The sequence below is a fragment of the Gammaproteobacteria bacterium genome, assembly GCA_016705365.1.
GTDB lineage: Bacteria > Pseudomonadota > Gammaproteobacteria > Pseudomonadales > UBA5518 > UBA5518.
In genome coordinates this window covers 79,442-94,142 of record JADIYI010000006.1, presented here as the reverse complement: position 1 = coordinate 94,142, position 14,701 = coordinate 79,442, and the positions used below count along the sequence as shown (strand labels likewise).

The window sequence follows — 14,701 nt, the reverse complement described above, 5'->3', positions numbered from 1 at the left end:
GATGCGCCCGATCCGTCTCGAGATGTGCGCGTTCGGGCCCTTTGCCGGCAGCGAGGTGCTTGAATTTGCCGAACTCGGTCAAAACCCGCTGTTCCTGATCAATGGCCCGACCGGTGCTGGCAAGACCAGCATCCTCGACGCGATCTGCTACGCACTCTATGGCGAGACCACCAGCAACGAGCGTGACGCGGCACAGATGCGCTGCCACAACGCCGTGCCCGAACTGCTGACCGAAGTCACGTTCCTGTTCGAACTCGGTGGCACGCGTTACCGCATTCGCCGCGTGCCGGAGCAGGAACGGCCCAAGAAGAGCGGCGAGGGCAAGACACGCCAGCCGTCCGAATCGCAGCTGTACCGCATCGCCGAGGATGGCAGCGAGCAAGTGCTGGTCGCGCGCAAGGTCACCGACGCGACCCAGATGATGATCGATCTGACCGGGCTCAGCGCCGAACAGTTCCGCCAGGTCATGGTGCTGCCGCAGGGCAAGTTCCGCGAGCTGCTGCTCGCGCCCTCCGAGGCGCGCGAGAAGATATTCCAGCAACTGTTCCAGACCCAGGTGTACTCGCGGCTGGAAAACCTGTTGCGCGAGCGCGCCAATGCCCTGTCCAGCGAGGTCGCGCGGCTGCGCGAACGCCAGGGCGGCATGCTGCTCAATACCGGTGCGGAAAATGCCGCGGCGCTGGCGAGCGCGGTGGCACAACTGGCACAGGAGCTGGTTGTTGCAGAGACCGCGCGCAAGGCAGCCGAGCAGCAGCATACGGTGGCGCAGCAGGCACTGGAGCGCGCCCGTCAGCAGGAAAAAGCATTCGCGCAGTGCGAGGCAGCGCAGGTTGCGCTGGCGCAACTGGAAACCCAGGAGCATCTCCAGGCGGACAATCGCAGGCGTATCGAGGGCGCCCGCGCGGCCCGCGCCATCGCGCCCTTGTTCGATGCCTTGCAGGAGCGCGAGGGTGAATATGCCCAGGTGCTGCAGCGCCAACAGAGCGCAGAGGCTGCGCTGCAGCTGGCACGCCAGGCGGAATCCGATGCGAGCAGCGCGGCGAGCGCCGTGCAGGCGCAGCGGCCCTTGTTCGAGTCGAACAGCAAGACGCTCGATCAGCTGAACGCGATGGTTTCCCTGGTCGGCGAACTGGCCGAAGCCAGCACGCAACTCCAGACAAAGCGCGCGGCGCTTGCGGCCGCAAAGCAGCGGGCAAACGAATTGCAGGGCGCCCTCGATCATTGCATCGGGCAGATTGCTGCCAGCGAGACGCGCATTGCGGAGCAGCGCACGCAGATCGACACGCTCGCGAATGCACCTGCCGAACATGCCCGGCTGCGTGAGTTGCTGGCAAAGCGGCAACGCCTCGATACGCTGCGCGCCGAGTTGGAGCAAGGCACCGAGAAGCAGAAGACGCTTGGCAAGGAGCAGTTGGCTGCCGAGGCCGCTCTGACGCAGGCGAGCTCCACCACGCGCGCACTGGCCAATGCCTGGACCGCGGCGCAGGCCGCGGTGCTGGCTTCGCAATTGCAGCCCGGACTGCCCTGCGCGGTGTGCGGCAGCACCGAGCATCCGCAACCCGCGCACCAGGGTGGCGCGGTGCCCGATGCCACGGAGCTGGAACAGGCCAGCACCGCCGAGGATAGCGCGCGTGCCGAGCGCGATACGCTGCGCGAACAGTCGAGTTCGCTGGCGGCAACGCGGGTGGCAAACCAGCAGCAGATCGCGGCGCTCGAGGGCGAGTTGGGCGAGCATGCAGACGAAAGCGCTGCTGCGCTTGCGCAACGCGGCGAGGTCCTGAGCAAGGATGCCGCGCGCCTTGCAATGCTGCGCGCCGAATTGCCGGAAGCGCAGGCCGATCTGGAAAAGTTGCGGCAACAGCGCGGGGTGCACGAGGCGGAGTTGCGCAGCGCTGCGGACTCAGTCGATGCCGCCGCGCGCGAGGAAGCGAGCGCTGCCACAATGGTCAGTGAACGTCAGCAACGTGTCCCGGAGGATATGCAGCAACCCGCCGCGCTCGGCAGGGCCATCGCCGCGCTTGAAACGGAACTCGCGCAACTCGGCGCGCTGCTCAGTGCCAGCGCCAGTGCGCTGGAGCAGGCTCGCGAAGCGCGGATCGCCGCCGAGAGCAGCGCCACGGCCACTCGCGAAGGCGCGGAAAAGGCGGGCGCGCAACACAAGGCTGCCGGACAGCGCTGGCAGCAGGCACTGGCCAGCAGCAGCTATTCCAGCAACGAGGAATTCCGCGCGGCCCTGATCACGCCCCAGGAACAGGCCGGGCTCGAGCAGCAATTGCGCGAGTACCAGGACACGCTGCTGCTTGCACGCCGCGCGCTGGAGGAAAAGCAGGCCGCGATCGCCGGGCTCGTGCGTCCGGAGCTGACGCAAACAGCAGAGTTCGAGCGCGACAAGCGCGCGACGCTGACGCAGGCCATCGACCAACTCGGCATGCTTGGTGAGCGGCACAAGACGCAATCGGCGGTACTCAAGACCCTCGAAACCCTGGCCCGCGAACAGGCCGCGCGCGAAGCCGAGTACGCGGTGACCGGCAAGCTGAGCCAGGTCGCCAATGGCAGCAATGCCTATCGCCTCAGCCTGCAGCGCTTTGTGCTGGCCGCGCTGCTCGACGATGTGCTGATCGAGGCCGACCACCGGCTCAAGCTCATGAGCAAGGGCCGCTACCGCTTGTTGCGGCGCCTGGAGGCCGATGATATGCGGGGCAAGTCGGGGCTCGATCTCGACGTGGAGGATGCCTACACCGGCACCCGGCGCTCGGTTGCGACGCTCTCGGGTGGTGAAAGTTTCATGGCCGCGCTGTCGCTGGCACTCGGCTTGTCCGATGTGGTGCAGGCACACTCCGGCGGCATCCGCCTCGACACGCTGTTCATCGACGAGGGTTTCGGCAGCCTCGACCCCGACTCGCTCGATCTCGCGATCCGCACCCTGGTCGATCTGCAGGCCGCCGGGCGCATGGTCGGCATCATCTCCCATGTGCCTGAGTTGAAGCAGCAGATCAGCGCGCAGGTGGTGGTGGAGGCGGGGGTGAGCGGGAGTCGGCTCAGGGTGGTGGGGGGTGATGGGCGAGGGCACCATTGATACCGGACCATGCGTGTTTTGTGCACTGCCGGCGAACAGGTTAGTTCAATCAAACGCTACCGCGATTGCCATTCGCGACGCATACCCTGTCTCACCGGGTCACTCGCTGATTATTCCCAAACGGCACATAGGTTCATTTTTCGAAGTTTCATCTGTAGAACGCGCGGATCTCATGGCGCTTTTGGCGTCGATGAGAGCGCTTCTGAACGCGGAATTGAATCCGGAAGCCTACAATATCGGAATAAACGATGGTCCACAGGCCGGGCAAACCGTTCCGCACATGCACATGCACCTGATTCCACGATTCGTAGGTGACGTTGCCGATCCTCGGGGCGGGGTGCGGTGGATATTGCCTGCCAAGGCGAAGTACTGGCGAGATTGAAGGTGAACGATTCGATCGAGGAGTCCAGCCGCGCGTACTACGTCGGCGCTCAACCATCAGCGGAGGAACAGGTTCGGTTTCTCGCGATGATTGAAAAGCTGCTTGATGAAGGGCAGTTCGTCGCCACATACAAGTATGCATTGCTTCTTTCGCTGGTTGAACTGGCGATCGAACATGGCAACGACAGCGGCGCGCCCATGCGCGTTCCGGTAATTTCGATCGCCGAAAAATTCATCGAGCTTTACTGGAGACAAGTGCTTCCATACAGTGGCATGGATTCCACGACGGACGGCCGATTGCACCAGAATAAAGGGGCACAGGCGAAAGCCATAACAACTCTTTCTGCCGCACGCGAACAGCTTGCGACCTTGACGCAACTCAGGGCCAGTCGCCGATGGGAATCGCTGCGGTCAACGATAGCAGCCCTGATTTGCAAAATGCCTCTCGGCAAATTACAGACGATTGGTGGTGACAAGCTCGAGTTTCTGTATCGCATTGATGAGGAATCGAAGTCGATCGACCTGCTGCCCGGCGTGGTATTCAATTTTCGTCGCTACGCTCAGATTATCAGGCGATTGGTTCAATCGGATTGGCTGGAGTTCGTGCAGAATCTGCCTGCGAATCGAGCAGTGCTCGGACAAGCGGCAACTTTGGCCAGTTTCATGTTCGGAGACGAGCGCCAGTCGTTGCGGAAGATGCGCGGTCCGCTCGAGGAAATCCAGCGAGGCCGTTGTTTCTACTGCAATCGATCGATCCGAAAGGAAGGCCATGTAGATCACTTTGTTCCATGGTCGAGATATCCGCGCGATCTGATCCACAATTTTGTACTCACGCACGCGAGTTGCAATTCAGCCAAGTCCGATTTTCTTGCGGCAGAAGAGCATCTTGACCGGTGGTGTGAACGGAATCAGAGATTTTCGCGAGAGCTCGTTTGTGCCAGTGAGCAAGCAGGTATATTGATAGACCACGCGGCATCGATGTGCGCGACAAGATGGTCCTATGGGCATGCCGAGGATCTTGGTGCCCGCGTTTGGGTTCGCAACAAAGAGTTCAACGCGCTTTCTGGTAGTTGGCGGAATATTTTGGCAGCCTGATACGCATTGGACTTGATGTCCGGTCAATCGGGAGAGTTGTATGCGGTTTTTTTTCAGCTTTATTCTCGGCCTGCACGTTGTCGGATGGTTCGCCCAGGGCATCGACCGCGACTGCGACACCGACGGCGTATGGGATGCGAGTCGCGGCGTTATCGACTGTGACATCGATAACGACGGGCTATGGGATTACGAGGACTGAGAGGCGCCGCACTCATGAGTAAATTCCCGCTGCAATTGTTCATCGTGATTGTTCTGATCACGGGCGGTGGCGCGAAATTTACCCATGCCGAACAAGCGGCCGCAATGCCTCGCTCCGGCAGCGCCTGCCCGAGTGGTTACTACAAGTCCGGCGAGTACTGCGTGCCAGGCAAAGACGCCACGAAAGCCGTGCTGCAGCGCAAGGGCTCTTCCTGCCCGAGCGGCTATTACAAATCGGGAGAGTATTGCGTCGCCAGCGGAGACAAAACGAAGGCGGCACTCGAGCGCGACGGCTCATCCTGTCCCGGCGGTTATTACAAGTCGGGCGAATATTGCGTGGCCAGCAGCGAACAGCCCAGGACGGTGACCCAGCGGCACGGCTCCTCGTGCCCGTCGGGCTATTACCGCAGCGGAGAATACTGCGTGGCCAGCAAGCAAACGGCAACGCATGTGATAGAGCAAATCGACTCGTCCTGTCCATCGGGCTATTACAAGGCGGGCGAGTACTGCAAGCGCAGCGAGTAGCTGGTGCAATGGACCTGGGTCATTGCCGGAGTTTCCTCACTGTTCCAGGAAGCGTGGCTTGGTTCGAAGTCGATCAGGATGTTGTTATTTACTAGCGGAAAACGATCATGAACGATCTGGTGATAAAGCTGACCGGCGAGGTATTGAGTTCCAACTTCGAGCAATGGAAGGATGCGCTGGTCGCCCAGATTCGCTCAACCAGAACCGAACTGAGCACTGACAATGATTTCGTCGAAGCGGGCAGACGGGTGAAATTGTTCAAGACGGCCGAAGCCACATTGCAGGCAGCCAAGGAGTCCGCGCTGCGCCAGGCAGCCGATATCCAGCGATTGTTCGCTGCGATTGACGAGGTTTCGGAAGAGGCCAGACAGGCTCGATTGGCGCTGGAGCGGCAGATCAGGACGCGCAAACAGCAAATCAGGGACGGCTTGATCGAGACGGGTATTGCCGCTGTCCGCAAGATGATTGCGGCACAGCCGGAGGATTTCCAGCTGCTCGACCAGCGCGACTATCTTGACCGCGCCCGATTCGAGCTGGCGGTGAAGGGGAAAATGGGGACCTCGGGTGTTTACGCGGCAATCAATGGCCTGTGCGCAACCATCGGTCGGGAAATCGAGGAGCGAAGCGGGGAAGTCTGCAAGAACGGGCAACTGATCGATTCCCTGCCTGATAACTACCGGCTGCTGTTCCAGGACCGCGATTCCCTTGTTTCATTGTCCGGCCCGGAGTTGGATCTGCTCATCCAGCAACGTATCGCGCGGCTAAATGAAGAAACGGGATCGACAAGCGTTGCACTCGAAGTCGACGTGCTGAACGCGCCGGAGGGGTTTGCGCATGATCCGGACGTTGCAGAAAATCCCGGGCAAACAGGATCAGTCGAATTGCACAAATACAGAATAGTGATGGAAGTGTATTCGAGCGAAGACGCTGCGATGGCAATCGCGCGCACCATCCGGCAATCCTTCGGCAGCAACCCCTCGGTAACCGCAATCACCTTGTCGCGCCATGCGGTCTCCTGACCGAAGATACGAACAGGATCGCGAGTTGTTTCTTGGGTGGTGACGCTGCGTGAAATTGCTGTGCACGGGCATGGCTTCTAACGGTTCCAGGGAAGATCGCTGTCGTAAAAATGCCTCCCCGTCGCCAGCCTGCGATCCACCACCGACACCTCCTGCCGCTCCATCATCGCCTGATGCGCGAACCATTCATTCGGCAGGCGTGGCCCGCGGTCCGCGAGTTGCCAGATGATATCCAGCGGCTCGCCCTGGTTGGGTGCCCACACCCCGGTAACCAGGCATTCCCTCGCACCCCCTTGCACGGCGTGGATCGCAGCCTGGCGCAGTGCATAGGCCGCGGCGCGGTCGATATGGCTGAGGTCCTTGCCCGACATCGCACCGCCACCGATCGGCACGCGTGGGCCGTAATAATCGACCGCGAGCTTGCGCCCGGTCTGGCCGTTGTCGCCGTCGCTGCCACCATTGACCAGCGGGCCATTCGGGTTGACCAGCAACTCGACATCGCACCAGTCGGCCACCCAGCGTCGGTCGCGCGCTCGCAGCGTTTCGTAGGCCGTGCCCAGTTCGGTGCACGCGGCCGCGCACACCTCGGTAATGCAACTATCCTCCAGTTGCTGCACGGTCAGCAGCACATGCTCGAGCACCCAGGCGTCGTGGTTTTCGCGCAGGCGCACGATCAGCTTGCCGTCCGGCCCCTGGCGATGCAGCCGTCCACCTGCAAAGCTGGCAACCAGTGCTTCGCGAAACACGTGGACAAGAAAATGCTCCGGTGGCAGCCACGCGAGCTTTTCGTCGTAGCCAGCCCAGCCTACCGAGATGCACTGATCGTTCACATGCCGCGTCCATTGACGCGCTACCCCGATGTTCTGGCATACCGTGCTGTGGATGGCATAGCGCTCGGCGTCGATGGCATTGCCGGCAACATAGCCGAGTTCGTGGCCGGTCTCGCGCACGATCTGCTCCAGCGTTTTGCGCAGTGGCCGGGCCGTTACGATGCCGCCGGTGAGGAATACCTGGTCGCTCCAGCAACTCATCTCGACCTGGCAGTAGGCTTGCGGGTTAACCTGGTAGCAGTGCTGCACGATCGCATCGCAGACCTGGTCGCAGAACTTGTCCGGGTGACCCGGCAACACGGTTTCGGAAACCCTGATCATGCGGGCAGTCTCCCGAGCTGGGTGTAGGGGATACCGGCACGCTGCAGCAGGGCGGGCGAACCGTCGCGGGTCACGATCACGTGCAGCCGGATGCCGGCACAGGCTGAAAGCCACTGCGGTTCGACGGACTCGATATAGCCGTCGGTCACGATTACCGCGGATTGGGGTCGGGTACGGGCGAGGTGGGCGAGCACGCAGGCAATGCTGGTGCCGCCGGTGGTGTCGGCGCGCAGACGGTTGTTGATGATCCGCGCGGGCGCAACCACGTTGCTGAAGGCCCAGAACGGACGGCGGATGTGCGTGCCGAGACGCGCGAGCAGCGCCACGATCAAGGGCATTTCCGCGTTCATGGAACCGCTTACGTCGAGGTACACCTGGGCAGTGGCGCCCTGGCTGCGACGCGGGTGTTGCCAGGCGGCTTCGGGAATCAGCGGGCTCCATAACGCGCGTGCGAAGCTGCGTCGGTCGCCGGGACTGAGTACCGGCAGATTGCTGTTCACGGTCTCGAACTCGGTTTTCGCACCCTCGGGATCGGGCAGCAGGTGCTTGCGAAGTACCGCCCAGGCGCTGCGACGCCAGTGCTCGATGGCCTGATCGGTGCCGGTGGTGCGATTGCTGTAGGCATGGGCGGTGATTCCGCGCCCGGGTTGCGAGCGCCAGATGCCGTCGCCGTTCATTGCCCTCAGCGTGCGGTCCAGTGCATCGCTCACGGCCTCCGACATGCCGCTGTCCTGCTGGCAATCGTGGTTGCCGAGCCAGCCGCCGCGGGGTGTAACGCTGCGCCGCCCGTCGCGCAGGTCGTGGGCGAACTCACGGATATCATCGGCCAGGAATTTTCCGTGGTAGAGACCGCTCCAGACCCCGCTGAAGGCCTTGTCGATTGATCGGTGCGTGGTTTCATCATTACGCTGGCACCGCAGCAGCCGGTGCACGCCGGTTTCCCTGGCGTAGAAGACGCTCATGAAGCTGCTGTAGTTTTCGCCGAGCTGGCGGTGAATGATCGCGTTGATCACCGCGTCCAGCGCCAGGTGTTCCTCGAGACTGGCGGGCGCGTTGCGCTCGGTATGGCGCAGCAGAACATGCAGGAACTCATGACACAGAACGGCCTTGACGTGGTAATCATTCCTGCAGTGCTCGCGCACGAAATCGAGGTTGACCAGCAGTTGTGGTTGCGCGGTGCAACTCACCGCCAGGGTTTTTACCTCGCTGGTGAAAACCACCTCGAGAATTCTCAGCAGTGCACGGCAGGCGAATGGATTCTCGTCGATCAGCTCGCGCAGAATGGCGTGAAACATCTGGTGGTTCATGCGTAGACCCCCCGGCCGGCGTAGAGCTGCAGCCGTCGCGTGAGACTGGCACGGGTCAGCAGCAGCGGACGCTGCGGATCAAAGTACTGTGCGGTGCACAGACCGAGCAGCAGCACCTGGACAAGCAACTCGTCAACAGTGGCTGCGGCAAAGCGCAACGGCTTTGGTTCGCGCCATTCGGCGCAGATGCAGGGTTCCGCCGGCAGTTCATAGCGCTCGCGCAAGGCTTCCGGGTCGTGGATGCGCTTCTTTTCCAGCAATTTGAGAATGGTATTGAGCGGGTCGCGCTTGCCGAAATCGATGCCCACGCTGATCACCAGCGGGCAGCCGTAACCATTTGCACCGGTGCCGAGGATCGAGCTGCTGATCGGCTGGCTGCGCATGCGACCCATCGGCGCACCCGCATTGCAGCGCTGCCCGGGGTTGGAGTGGATGTGCATCACGCGGCCCTCGCGCGAAGATACTCGATGCAGGCATTGAATTCCTGCTCGAGCACGGCGGGTTGATCGATCGCGATGCGTTTCACCAGTGACCAGTAGAACAACTGCCGCGCGCGGTGCTGACGATTGTGCGGCTGCAGCGCATCCACGATGCGCATGAGCCCGGCCAGTTCGGGGTGTGTGGTGCTGTTCTGGCTCGCGCTTTCCTGCCACCTGATCTCGCCGTCGATGCTGAGCAACTCCGTGGCAAGCCGGCCGAGATCGCCGATTGCCTCGGCGCCGAGCGGCAAGTAACCACGCAGCGCGGCCGGGTACAGCGCCAGGGCGAAGGCCGCGCAGCGTTCGGGGCGATCATTGGCCAGGAATTGCTCGATCGCCAGCGTGCCGGCATCGGGGCCGGGGCAGCTCTCGGCCAGCACACGCAGCTTGGCATCGAGGGTGGGCGTGAGATGGAAATCGTGCAGCCACTTGTCGATGCCGGTGGCGAGGCTGGCATCCCACGCAATACGGTGTGCGGCTGCGATCTTGGCCGGCAGCGGGACGATGCCCGAGGCGCGTTGCGGCAGGCTGCATTCGAGGATGGTGTGCACCGATGCCTCGCGCACCTTTCCCTCGATGATGCTCGCGGCAAGCAGGCTGCGTGCCAGCAGTCGAGCGCGGCGTGGGGAGATGCGCAGCCCGCTCCTGCCGAGTTCGCCGGTCACGATGCGTGCGTACTCGATGAGCAGCGCAGGGCAGTTGGCGATATCGGCCACAAAACATGCGCGCCAGCCTTCGATATCCGTGCGCAGCGCGCCGTTATCGTTGGCGAGCAAGCCCTCGCCACCGGGATTCGCGACCAGGCGTTGTTGGGCATCGCTAAGCCCGGCCCAGTCACCCACCTCGACGATGATCGCGAAACGGTCGGCCAGGGCCGGGTCGAGCGCCTCGCTGCCGAGGTATTCGCCGTTGTCCTGCTGATCGGCGCTGCAGGGGTTCATCGCGGCCCAGCGAAAACGCAGGCTCTCCAGTGCGATGCCCTGGATGCGCCGTTCGTGGACCAGCGAGAAGAGCCGGTTCTGGTGTTCGGGCTTGCAGCGACTGATCTCGTCGACCAGCACCGATTGCGCCCCCCAGATCGTGGCCGGGGTCTGCAGGAAGCGCACGCTCTGGCGTTCGTCATCCGGGTAGGGGAAGCCGACCAGATCATCGAAGGCGATCAGGCTGGCGTTGTAGTGCCGGTGCTCGAGCCCGAGTGCCTCGCTGATGCTGTTGAGCAGATAGGTCTTGCCGGTGCCGGCGCGGCCGATCAGCAGCAGCGGGTCCTCGGTGACCAGTGCCGCGAGCAGCGCAATCTGTACTGGTGCGAAACCGTAGGCGCCGATGGTGGCGAAACGGTCGGAAGTCGGCGGTTGCAGTGCGTTGCCGGTGTCATTGGCCGCTGCGGCGCTGCTGACGGTGCGCGTCTGGCGCGTGGTTTTCCTGGTCTTGGGGCTCATCGATGTACTCCTGGTACGTGGGGTTGAAACGTATCGGGAGCTGAGGCGCTGAAGCGCTTCCCGTATTGTTGCCGGTTCGGCCACATCCCCCTTGCGGGGCGACCACCTTGCCCGGGCAGGCAGGTTGGCGGAGCCTCAGCTCACTCGTGATGCGTGTCGTGTTGCTTCTATCCGGTGGTGGCGATTTCCTCGGGGCTTGTCGGTCTGGCACGCAGTTCGTGCAGCAACCGCTGGTGCTGTGCCGGAGGCAGATGACGGTGCCGGTTGAGCAGCGCCCAAGGATCGAGCGCGAATTCGCGCCGCAATACGCGCGTGGGCACGCCGGCGTAAAACTGCCGCAGCAATTCGAACTCGGCGCTGGTGAATGGATTGGCCAGTTCAGCCGATGGAATGGACATGGTGCGTTTCTCCGCTGCCTGCTGGCATCGGGAACGTGCTGACGTACGCAGTGGACCTGAAACAGTTGCCGGTCCGGCCGCATCACCCTTGCGGGTACACCACCTTGCCTCAGGGGGGCAGGTTGGCGGGGCGTCAGCCCACTCTCGATGCACAACGTGTAAAAAAACCCGCTCGGTTACGACCAAAGCGGGTTTTTGAAACACCCTCTTTAGCTGAATTTCTAAAGCGCCCGCAATCCGAGAATCAAATCAGCGCTGACGGAAATGGTACTCGCGGTTGTGGAGCGATGGCAATTGGTATTTTTGCCTAAGGGCGAAAGGAATCCTTGCGCTGGGCAACCTTGACCATGACCACCACCAAGACCCTATCGCGGATCTCGTAGACAATACGGTAGTTGCCCTGCCGAACCCGGTAGTGCTCCTTTCCCGATAATTTTTCGCAGCCCTGGGCACGGGGATCGGCTGCGAGCTCGTTGATGCGCGCCAGGATGCGTTGATTAATTGGGGTCGGAGTCATTTATTTGGAAAATAAATGCCTCTGACCCCAATTAATCCTGACCCCAATTAATCCGCTGCCAGCATTTCAACCAACCTGGCTTTCATTGGTATCACCCAGTTCTGTTTCAGTTCGGCCGACAGCAGGCCGTGCTGTTCGAGTTCGTCGCACAGGCGCATCTGGTGCGCCAGATCGAACAGGTCGAGTTGGGAGTTGATCTTGCCGCCATTGTTGAAGGTGATGAAGGAAACGCCGGGAGTCTCGAAATATCGCCCGTCCGCGCGCCTGCCCGGCCCGCGGTTCATCCAGTGGGTGATCACGCGGCCCTCGCTGCCGATGTAGACGTCCAGGTACGGGAAGGTCCAGCCGTCCCAGCCCTTGAGCATGTCGCGCCCGTAGTGGGTGGCCTTTATCTCATCGATGCCGTCGGCGCGTACCAGCATGGTGCCGGCGTACTCGCAGGTATAGACGCATCCGGGCGCGTACATCGCGTCGACGAAAAAAGTCCACTCGTTGCGCTCCTGCGCCTGCTTGTGGAACGCGATGAGCTTGTGCGCGGCGGTGTGGAGGAGGTTGGGGTCCATGGCTTGGTTTCCAGTAGAGTAATTCGGGATAATTCGTGACCGTAAACCTTTTGCGCTGCGCAGCGCAAAAGGTTTACGGTCACGAATTGCTTCAATCCGGATGCTGCCCGGCCCGCGGTTTCGTAGTCCGGTTCCTGACCGGGCTGCGGGACTATCTCGATGTGGCGCGAGATCCCTTCGCGATCGACGATCACGGTGCCGCGCGCCACCAGGGTGAAGGACTTGCTCCCGCCGCTGAGCAGTCCGCTTCCCGGGCGAAAGGGGGCATCGCTGCCATGGCGTCCCGAGGGAATCGTGAATGTTGGAGCGCGGCGTGGTCAAAGTGTCGTGGCCACGCTATTTTGAATGGATATATGACGCGATGCTGGAGCCGGCAAATGCTTATCAACTGTGTGGTGTACCAGGAGGGCAACAAGCTCAGGGATGTCGCGGTCGAGGATATCTCTGAATATATCGGCCGTGATGACTGTTTTATCTGGGTCGCGATGCGCGATCCCGAGCCGGCGGAACTCGACAAGATGCAGGAGGAGTTCGATCTGCATCCACTGGCGGTGGAGGACGCGCGCCATGGTCATCAGCGCCCCAAGCTCGAGGAATACGGCGATTCGGTGTTTGCCGCGATGCATCTGCTCGAGCGTCACGAGGGTGAAATACAGGTCGGGGAACTCGACGTTTTTGCCGGCCGGAATTTCGTGCTGTCGGTGCGCGCGCGCAGTTCGCATACCTTTCTCGGGGTGCGCGATCGTTGCGAGCGTGAACCGGATCTGTTGCGCCACGGCGCCGGCTTCGTGCTGTATGCGCTGATGGACGCGGTGGTGGACGGCTATTTCCCGTTGATGGACGAGCTCGAGACCGAGCTCGAGACCATCGAGGAGCAGATTTTCGTGAAAGGCACCGCACGCGCGAATATCGAGCGGCTCTACGAGCTGAAACGCGAGGTAATGCTGCTGAAGCACGCGGTTGCGCCATTGATGGAGGCGGCCTCCAAGCTTTACGGCGGGCGCGCGCCACGGGTCTGCGCCGGGGCCGGGGATTATTACCGTGACGTCTATGACCACCTGGCACGGATCAATGCCTCGATCGATACCATCCGCGACACCATCGGCACCGCGATCCAGGTCAACCTGTCGATGGTCAGTATCGAAGAGAACGAGGTCAACAAGCGACTCGCCGCGTGGGCTGGTATCTTTGCGGTCGCGACGGCCTTTGCCGGCATCTGGGGCATGAACTTCGAGGTGATGCCGGAGCTGCAATGGCGCTACGGGTATCCGGCCGCGTTGCTGACCATTGCGGTGGCCTGCTGGCTGTTGCACCGGCAATTCAAGCGGGTGGGCTGGCTCTGAGGCAAATGGCGCGCTGGCGCCTAATCAGCGATCGAGGGAAGCAGCGGCACCATGACCGAACAGGACACCGAACTCGCGATATACCGCGACAATGTACGCCGCTTTACCCGCGAGCAGGTGGCGCCGTTCTACGACAGCTGGGAGCGTGCGGAAATCATGCCGCGCGAGATCTGGTTGCAGCTCGGCGAGGCGGGCATGCTGGGCACCGACATCCCCGAGCAATACGGCGGTATCGGTGCCGATTTCCGTTTCTCGGTGGTGGTACAGCAGGAGCTGGCCCGCGCGGGCTTCCTCGCGCTGGCCTGCAGCATCGCCGTGCACAGCGACATTGTTTCGCACTATGTGCTGAATGCGGGCAGCGAGACGCAGAAACAGCATTACCTGCCACGAATGGTGAGCGGTGAATGCGTCGGTGCGATCGCGATGACCGAGCCCGGCGCGGGTTCGGATCTGCAGGCAATCCGCGCCAGCGCGCAGGCAGACGGCGATGGCTGGAAAATCAACGGCTCCAAGACCTTCATCACCAATGGCCAGCACGCCGACCTTGTCATCACGGCGGCGAAGACCGATCCCGGCGCTCGTGGCTCGAAGAGCATCTCGCTGTTGCTGGTGGACGCCGATGCGCCGGGTTTCAGCCGTGGACGCAATCTCGAGAAACTCGGCCAGCACGCCGCCGACACCTCGGAGCTGTTCTACACCGATGTGAGAGTCGGGCCCGACAAGCTGCTCGGCGAGCTGAACCGCGGCTTTGCGGTGCTGATGAACGAGCTGCCGCGCGAGCGCCTGGTGCTCGCAATCGGCGGGGCGGCGCACGCGCGCGGTGCGCTCGATATCACCGTGGCATACGTGAAGGAGCGCAACGTCTTCGGACAACCGCTCGCTGCCATGCAGAATACGCGCTTCAGGCTGGCCGAGATGGCCGCCGAGGTGACCGTGCACGAGCGTTTTCTCGATAGCTGCATCGCCAGCCTGATGCGCGACGAATTGGATACCGCAACCGCGAGCATCGCAAAGCTGAGCTGCACCGAGTTGCAGGACCGGGTGGCCGACGGCTGCCTGCAGCTGTTTGGTGGTTACGGCTATATGCGCGAGTACCCGATCTCGCGCTTTTATGCCGATTCGCGGGTGCAGCGCATCTATGGCGGTGCCTCCGAGGTGATGAAGGAGCTGATCAGCCGGGATGTACTGAAGTGATCCCGGTTGGGAAATT

Annotated in this window: 15 protein-coding genes and 3 riboswitches; of the genes, 8 read left to right on the top strand and 7 right to left on the bottom strand. The window is 62.2% G+C overall.

What is annotated here, in order from left to right; genetic code table 11:
* Nucleotide 1: 1 nt before the first annotated feature.
* The 6 genes from IPF49_06395 to IPF49_06370 all read left to right on the top strand — a co-directional run bounded on the left by IPF49_06395 (nucleotide 2) and on the right by IPF49_06370 (nucleotide 6,294).
* Nucleotides 2-3,076, top strand: a complete 3,075-nt coding sequence (locus IPF49_06395; GenBank protein ID MBK6287259.1) for an SMC family ATPase — start codon at nucleotides 2-4, stop codon at nucleotides 3,074-3,076.
* Entirely contained in the window at nucleotides 3,057-3,458 is a 402-nt protein-coding gene (locus IPF49_06390; GenBank protein ID MBK6287258.1) for an HIT domain-containing protein, read from the top strand. The genes IPF49_06395 and IPF49_06390 overlap by 20 nt, the downstream gene beginning before the upstream one ends.
* A gap of 2 nt (nucleotides 3,459-3,460) precedes the next feature.
* Nucleotides 3,461-4,552 carry an HNH endonuclease gene (locus IPF49_06385; protein MBK6287257.1) on the top strand — a complete coding sequence of 364 codons (1,092 nt, stop codon included), beginning with the start codon at nucleotides 3,461-3,463 and terminating at the stop codon, nucleotides 4,550-4,552.
* Between the two features lie 40 nt (nucleotides 4,553-4,592).
* Entirely contained in the window at nucleotides 4,593-4,751 is a 159-nt protein-coding gene (locus tag IPF49_06380) for a hypothetical protein (GenBank protein MBK6287256.1), read from the top strand.
* A gap of 14 nt (nucleotides 4,752-4,765) precedes the next feature.
* Entirely contained in the window at nucleotides 4,766-5,275 is a 510-nt protein-coding gene (locus tag IPF49_06375) for a hypothetical protein (GenBank protein MBK6287255.1), read from the top strand.
* Between the two features lie 107 nt (nucleotides 5,276-5,382).
* On the top strand, nucleotides 5,383-6,294 hold the full coding sequence (locus IPF49_06370) for a hypothetical protein (protein MBK6287254.1): 912 nt from the start codon (nucleotides 5,383-5,385) through the stop codon (nucleotides 6,292-6,294).
* Between the two features lie 77 nt (nucleotides 6,295-6,371).
* Here IPF49_06370 and IPF49_06365 read toward each other — a convergent pair whose 3' ends face one another.
* The 7 genes from IPF49_06365 to IPF49_06335 form a co-directional block, all read right to left on the bottom strand.
* Nucleotides 6,372-7,445 carry a methionine adenosyltransferase domain-containing protein gene (locus tag IPF49_06365; GenBank protein MBK6287253.1) on the bottom strand — a complete coding sequence of 358 codons (1,074 nt, stop codon included), beginning with the start codon at nucleotides 7,443-7,445 and terminating at the stop codon, nucleotides 6,372-6,374.
* The gene (locus IPF49_06360; protein MBK6287252.1) at nucleotides 7,442-8,752 is read right to left on the bottom strand and encodes a VWA domain-containing protein; all 1,311 of its coding nucleotides are present in this window, start codon (nucleotides 8,750-8,752) and stop codon (nucleotides 7,442-7,444) included. The genes IPF49_06365 and IPF49_06360 overlap by 4 nt, the downstream gene beginning before the upstream one ends.
* Nucleotides 8,749-9,195, bottom strand: a complete 447-nt coding sequence (locus tag IPF49_06355) for a hypothetical protein (protein MBK6287251.1) — start codon at nucleotides 9,193-9,195, stop codon at nucleotides 8,749-8,751. Before IPF49_06355 ends, IPF49_06360 begins: the two co-directional genes overlap by 4 nt.
* Entirely contained in the window at nucleotides 9,192-10,670 is a 1,479-nt protein-coding gene (locus IPF49_06350; GenBank protein ID MBK6287250.1) for an AAA family ATPase, read from the bottom strand. The genes IPF49_06355 and IPF49_06350 overlap by 4 nt, the downstream gene beginning before the upstream one ends.
* A gap of 54 nt (nucleotides 10,671-10,724) precedes the next feature.
* A riboswitch (SAM riboswitch) is annotated at nucleotides 10,725-10,828 on the bottom strand.
* A gap of 9 nt (nucleotides 10,829-10,837) precedes the next feature.
* Entirely contained in the window at nucleotides 10,838-11,068 is a 231-nt protein-coding gene (locus IPF49_06345; protein MBK6287249.1) for a hypothetical protein, read from the bottom strand.
* Between the two features lie 51 nt (nucleotides 11,069-11,119).
* A riboswitch (SAM riboswitch) is annotated at nucleotides 11,120-11,224 on the bottom strand.
* 32 nt (nucleotides 11,225-11,256) lie between these two features.
* Nucleotides 11,257-11,334: riboswitch (SAM riboswitch) on the bottom strand.
* A 41-nt stretch (nucleotides 11,335-11,375) separates the two neighbouring features.
* Nucleotides 11,376-11,585, bottom strand: coding sequence for a type II toxin-antitoxin system RelE/ParE family toxin (locus IPF49_06340; protein MBK6287248.1), 210 nt, complete (start codon nucleotides 11,583-11,585; stop codon nucleotides 11,376-11,378).
* 47 nt (nucleotides 11,586-11,632) lie between these two features.
* Nucleotides 11,633-12,148 (bottom strand): nuclear transport factor 2 family protein, encoded by a 516-nt coding sequence (locus tag IPF49_06335; protein ID MBK6287247.1) that lies wholly within the window; start codon nucleotides 12,146-12,148, stop codon nucleotides 11,633-11,635.
* 377 nt (nucleotides 12,149-12,525) lie between these two features.
* Here IPF49_06335 and corA point away from each other — a divergent pair, with 377 nt between their 5' ends.
* On the top strand, nucleotides 12,526-13,491 hold the full coding sequence (gene corA, locus IPF49_06330; protein ID MBK6287246.1) for a magnesium/cobalt transporter CorA: 966 nt from the start codon (nucleotides 12,526-12,528) through the stop codon (nucleotides 13,489-13,491).
* A gap of 51 nt (nucleotides 13,492-13,542) precedes the next feature.
* The gene (locus IPF49_06325) at nucleotides 13,543-14,685 is read left to right on the top strand and encodes an acyl-CoA dehydrogenase family protein (protein MBK6287245.1); all 1,143 of its coding nucleotides are present in this window, start codon (nucleotides 13,543-13,545) and stop codon (nucleotides 14,683-14,685) included.
* Nucleotides 14,686-14,701: the final 16 nt, after the last annotated feature.

Excerpts from the sequence above, each read along its gene's own strand:
- IPF49_06395 (MBK6287259.1), top strand. The coding sequence starts at position 2 with ATGCGCCCGATCCGTCTCGAGATGTGCGCGTTCGGGCCCTTTGCCGGC.
- IPF49_06390 (MBK6287258.1), top strand. The coding sequence starts at position 3,057 with ATGGGCGAGGGCACCATTGATACCGGACCATGCGTGTTTTGTGCACTG.
- IPF49_06380 (MBK6287256.1), top strand. The coding sequence starts at position 4,593 with ATGCGGTTTTTTTTCAGCTTTATTCTCGGCCTGCACGTTGTCGGATGG.
- IPF49_06375 (MBK6287255.1), top strand. The coding sequence starts at position 4,766 with ATGAGTAAATTCCCGCTGCAATTGTTCATCGTGATTGTTCTGATCACG.
- IPF49_06370 (MBK6287254.1), top strand. The coding sequence starts at position 5,383 with ATGAACGATCTGGTGATAAAGCTGACCGGCGAGGTATTGAGTTCCAAC.
- IPF49_06365 (MBK6287253.1), bottom strand. The coding sequence starts at position 7,445 with ATGATCAGGGTTTCCGAAACCGTGTTGCCGGGTCACCCGGACAAGTTC.
- IPF49_06360 (MBK6287252.1), bottom strand. The coding sequence starts at position 8,752 with ATGAACCACCAGATGTTTCACGCCATTCTGCGCGAGCTGATCGACGAG.
- IPF49_06350 (MBK6287250.1), bottom strand. The coding sequence starts at position 10,670 with ATGAGCCCCAAGACCAGGAAAACCACGCGCCAGACGCGCACCGTCAGC.
- IPF49_06345 (MBK6287249.1), bottom strand. The coding sequence starts at position 11,068 with ATGTCCATTCCATCGGCTGAACTGGCCAATCCATTCACCAGCGCCGAG.
- IPF49_06340 (MBK6287248.1), bottom strand. The coding sequence starts at position 11,585 with ATGACTCCGACCCCAATTAATCAACGCATCCTGGCGCGCATCAACGAG.
- IPF49_06335 (MBK6287247.1), bottom strand. The coding sequence starts at position 12,148 with ATGGACCCCAACCTCCTCCACACCGCCGCGCACAAGCTCATCGCGTTC.
- corA (MBK6287246.1), top strand. The coding sequence starts at position 12,526 with ATGCTTATCAACTGTGTGGTGTACCAGGAGGGCAACAAGCTCAGGGAT.
- IPF49_06325 (MBK6287245.1), top strand. The coding sequence starts at position 13,543 with ATGACCGAACAGGACACCGAACTCGCGATATACCGCGACAATGTACGC.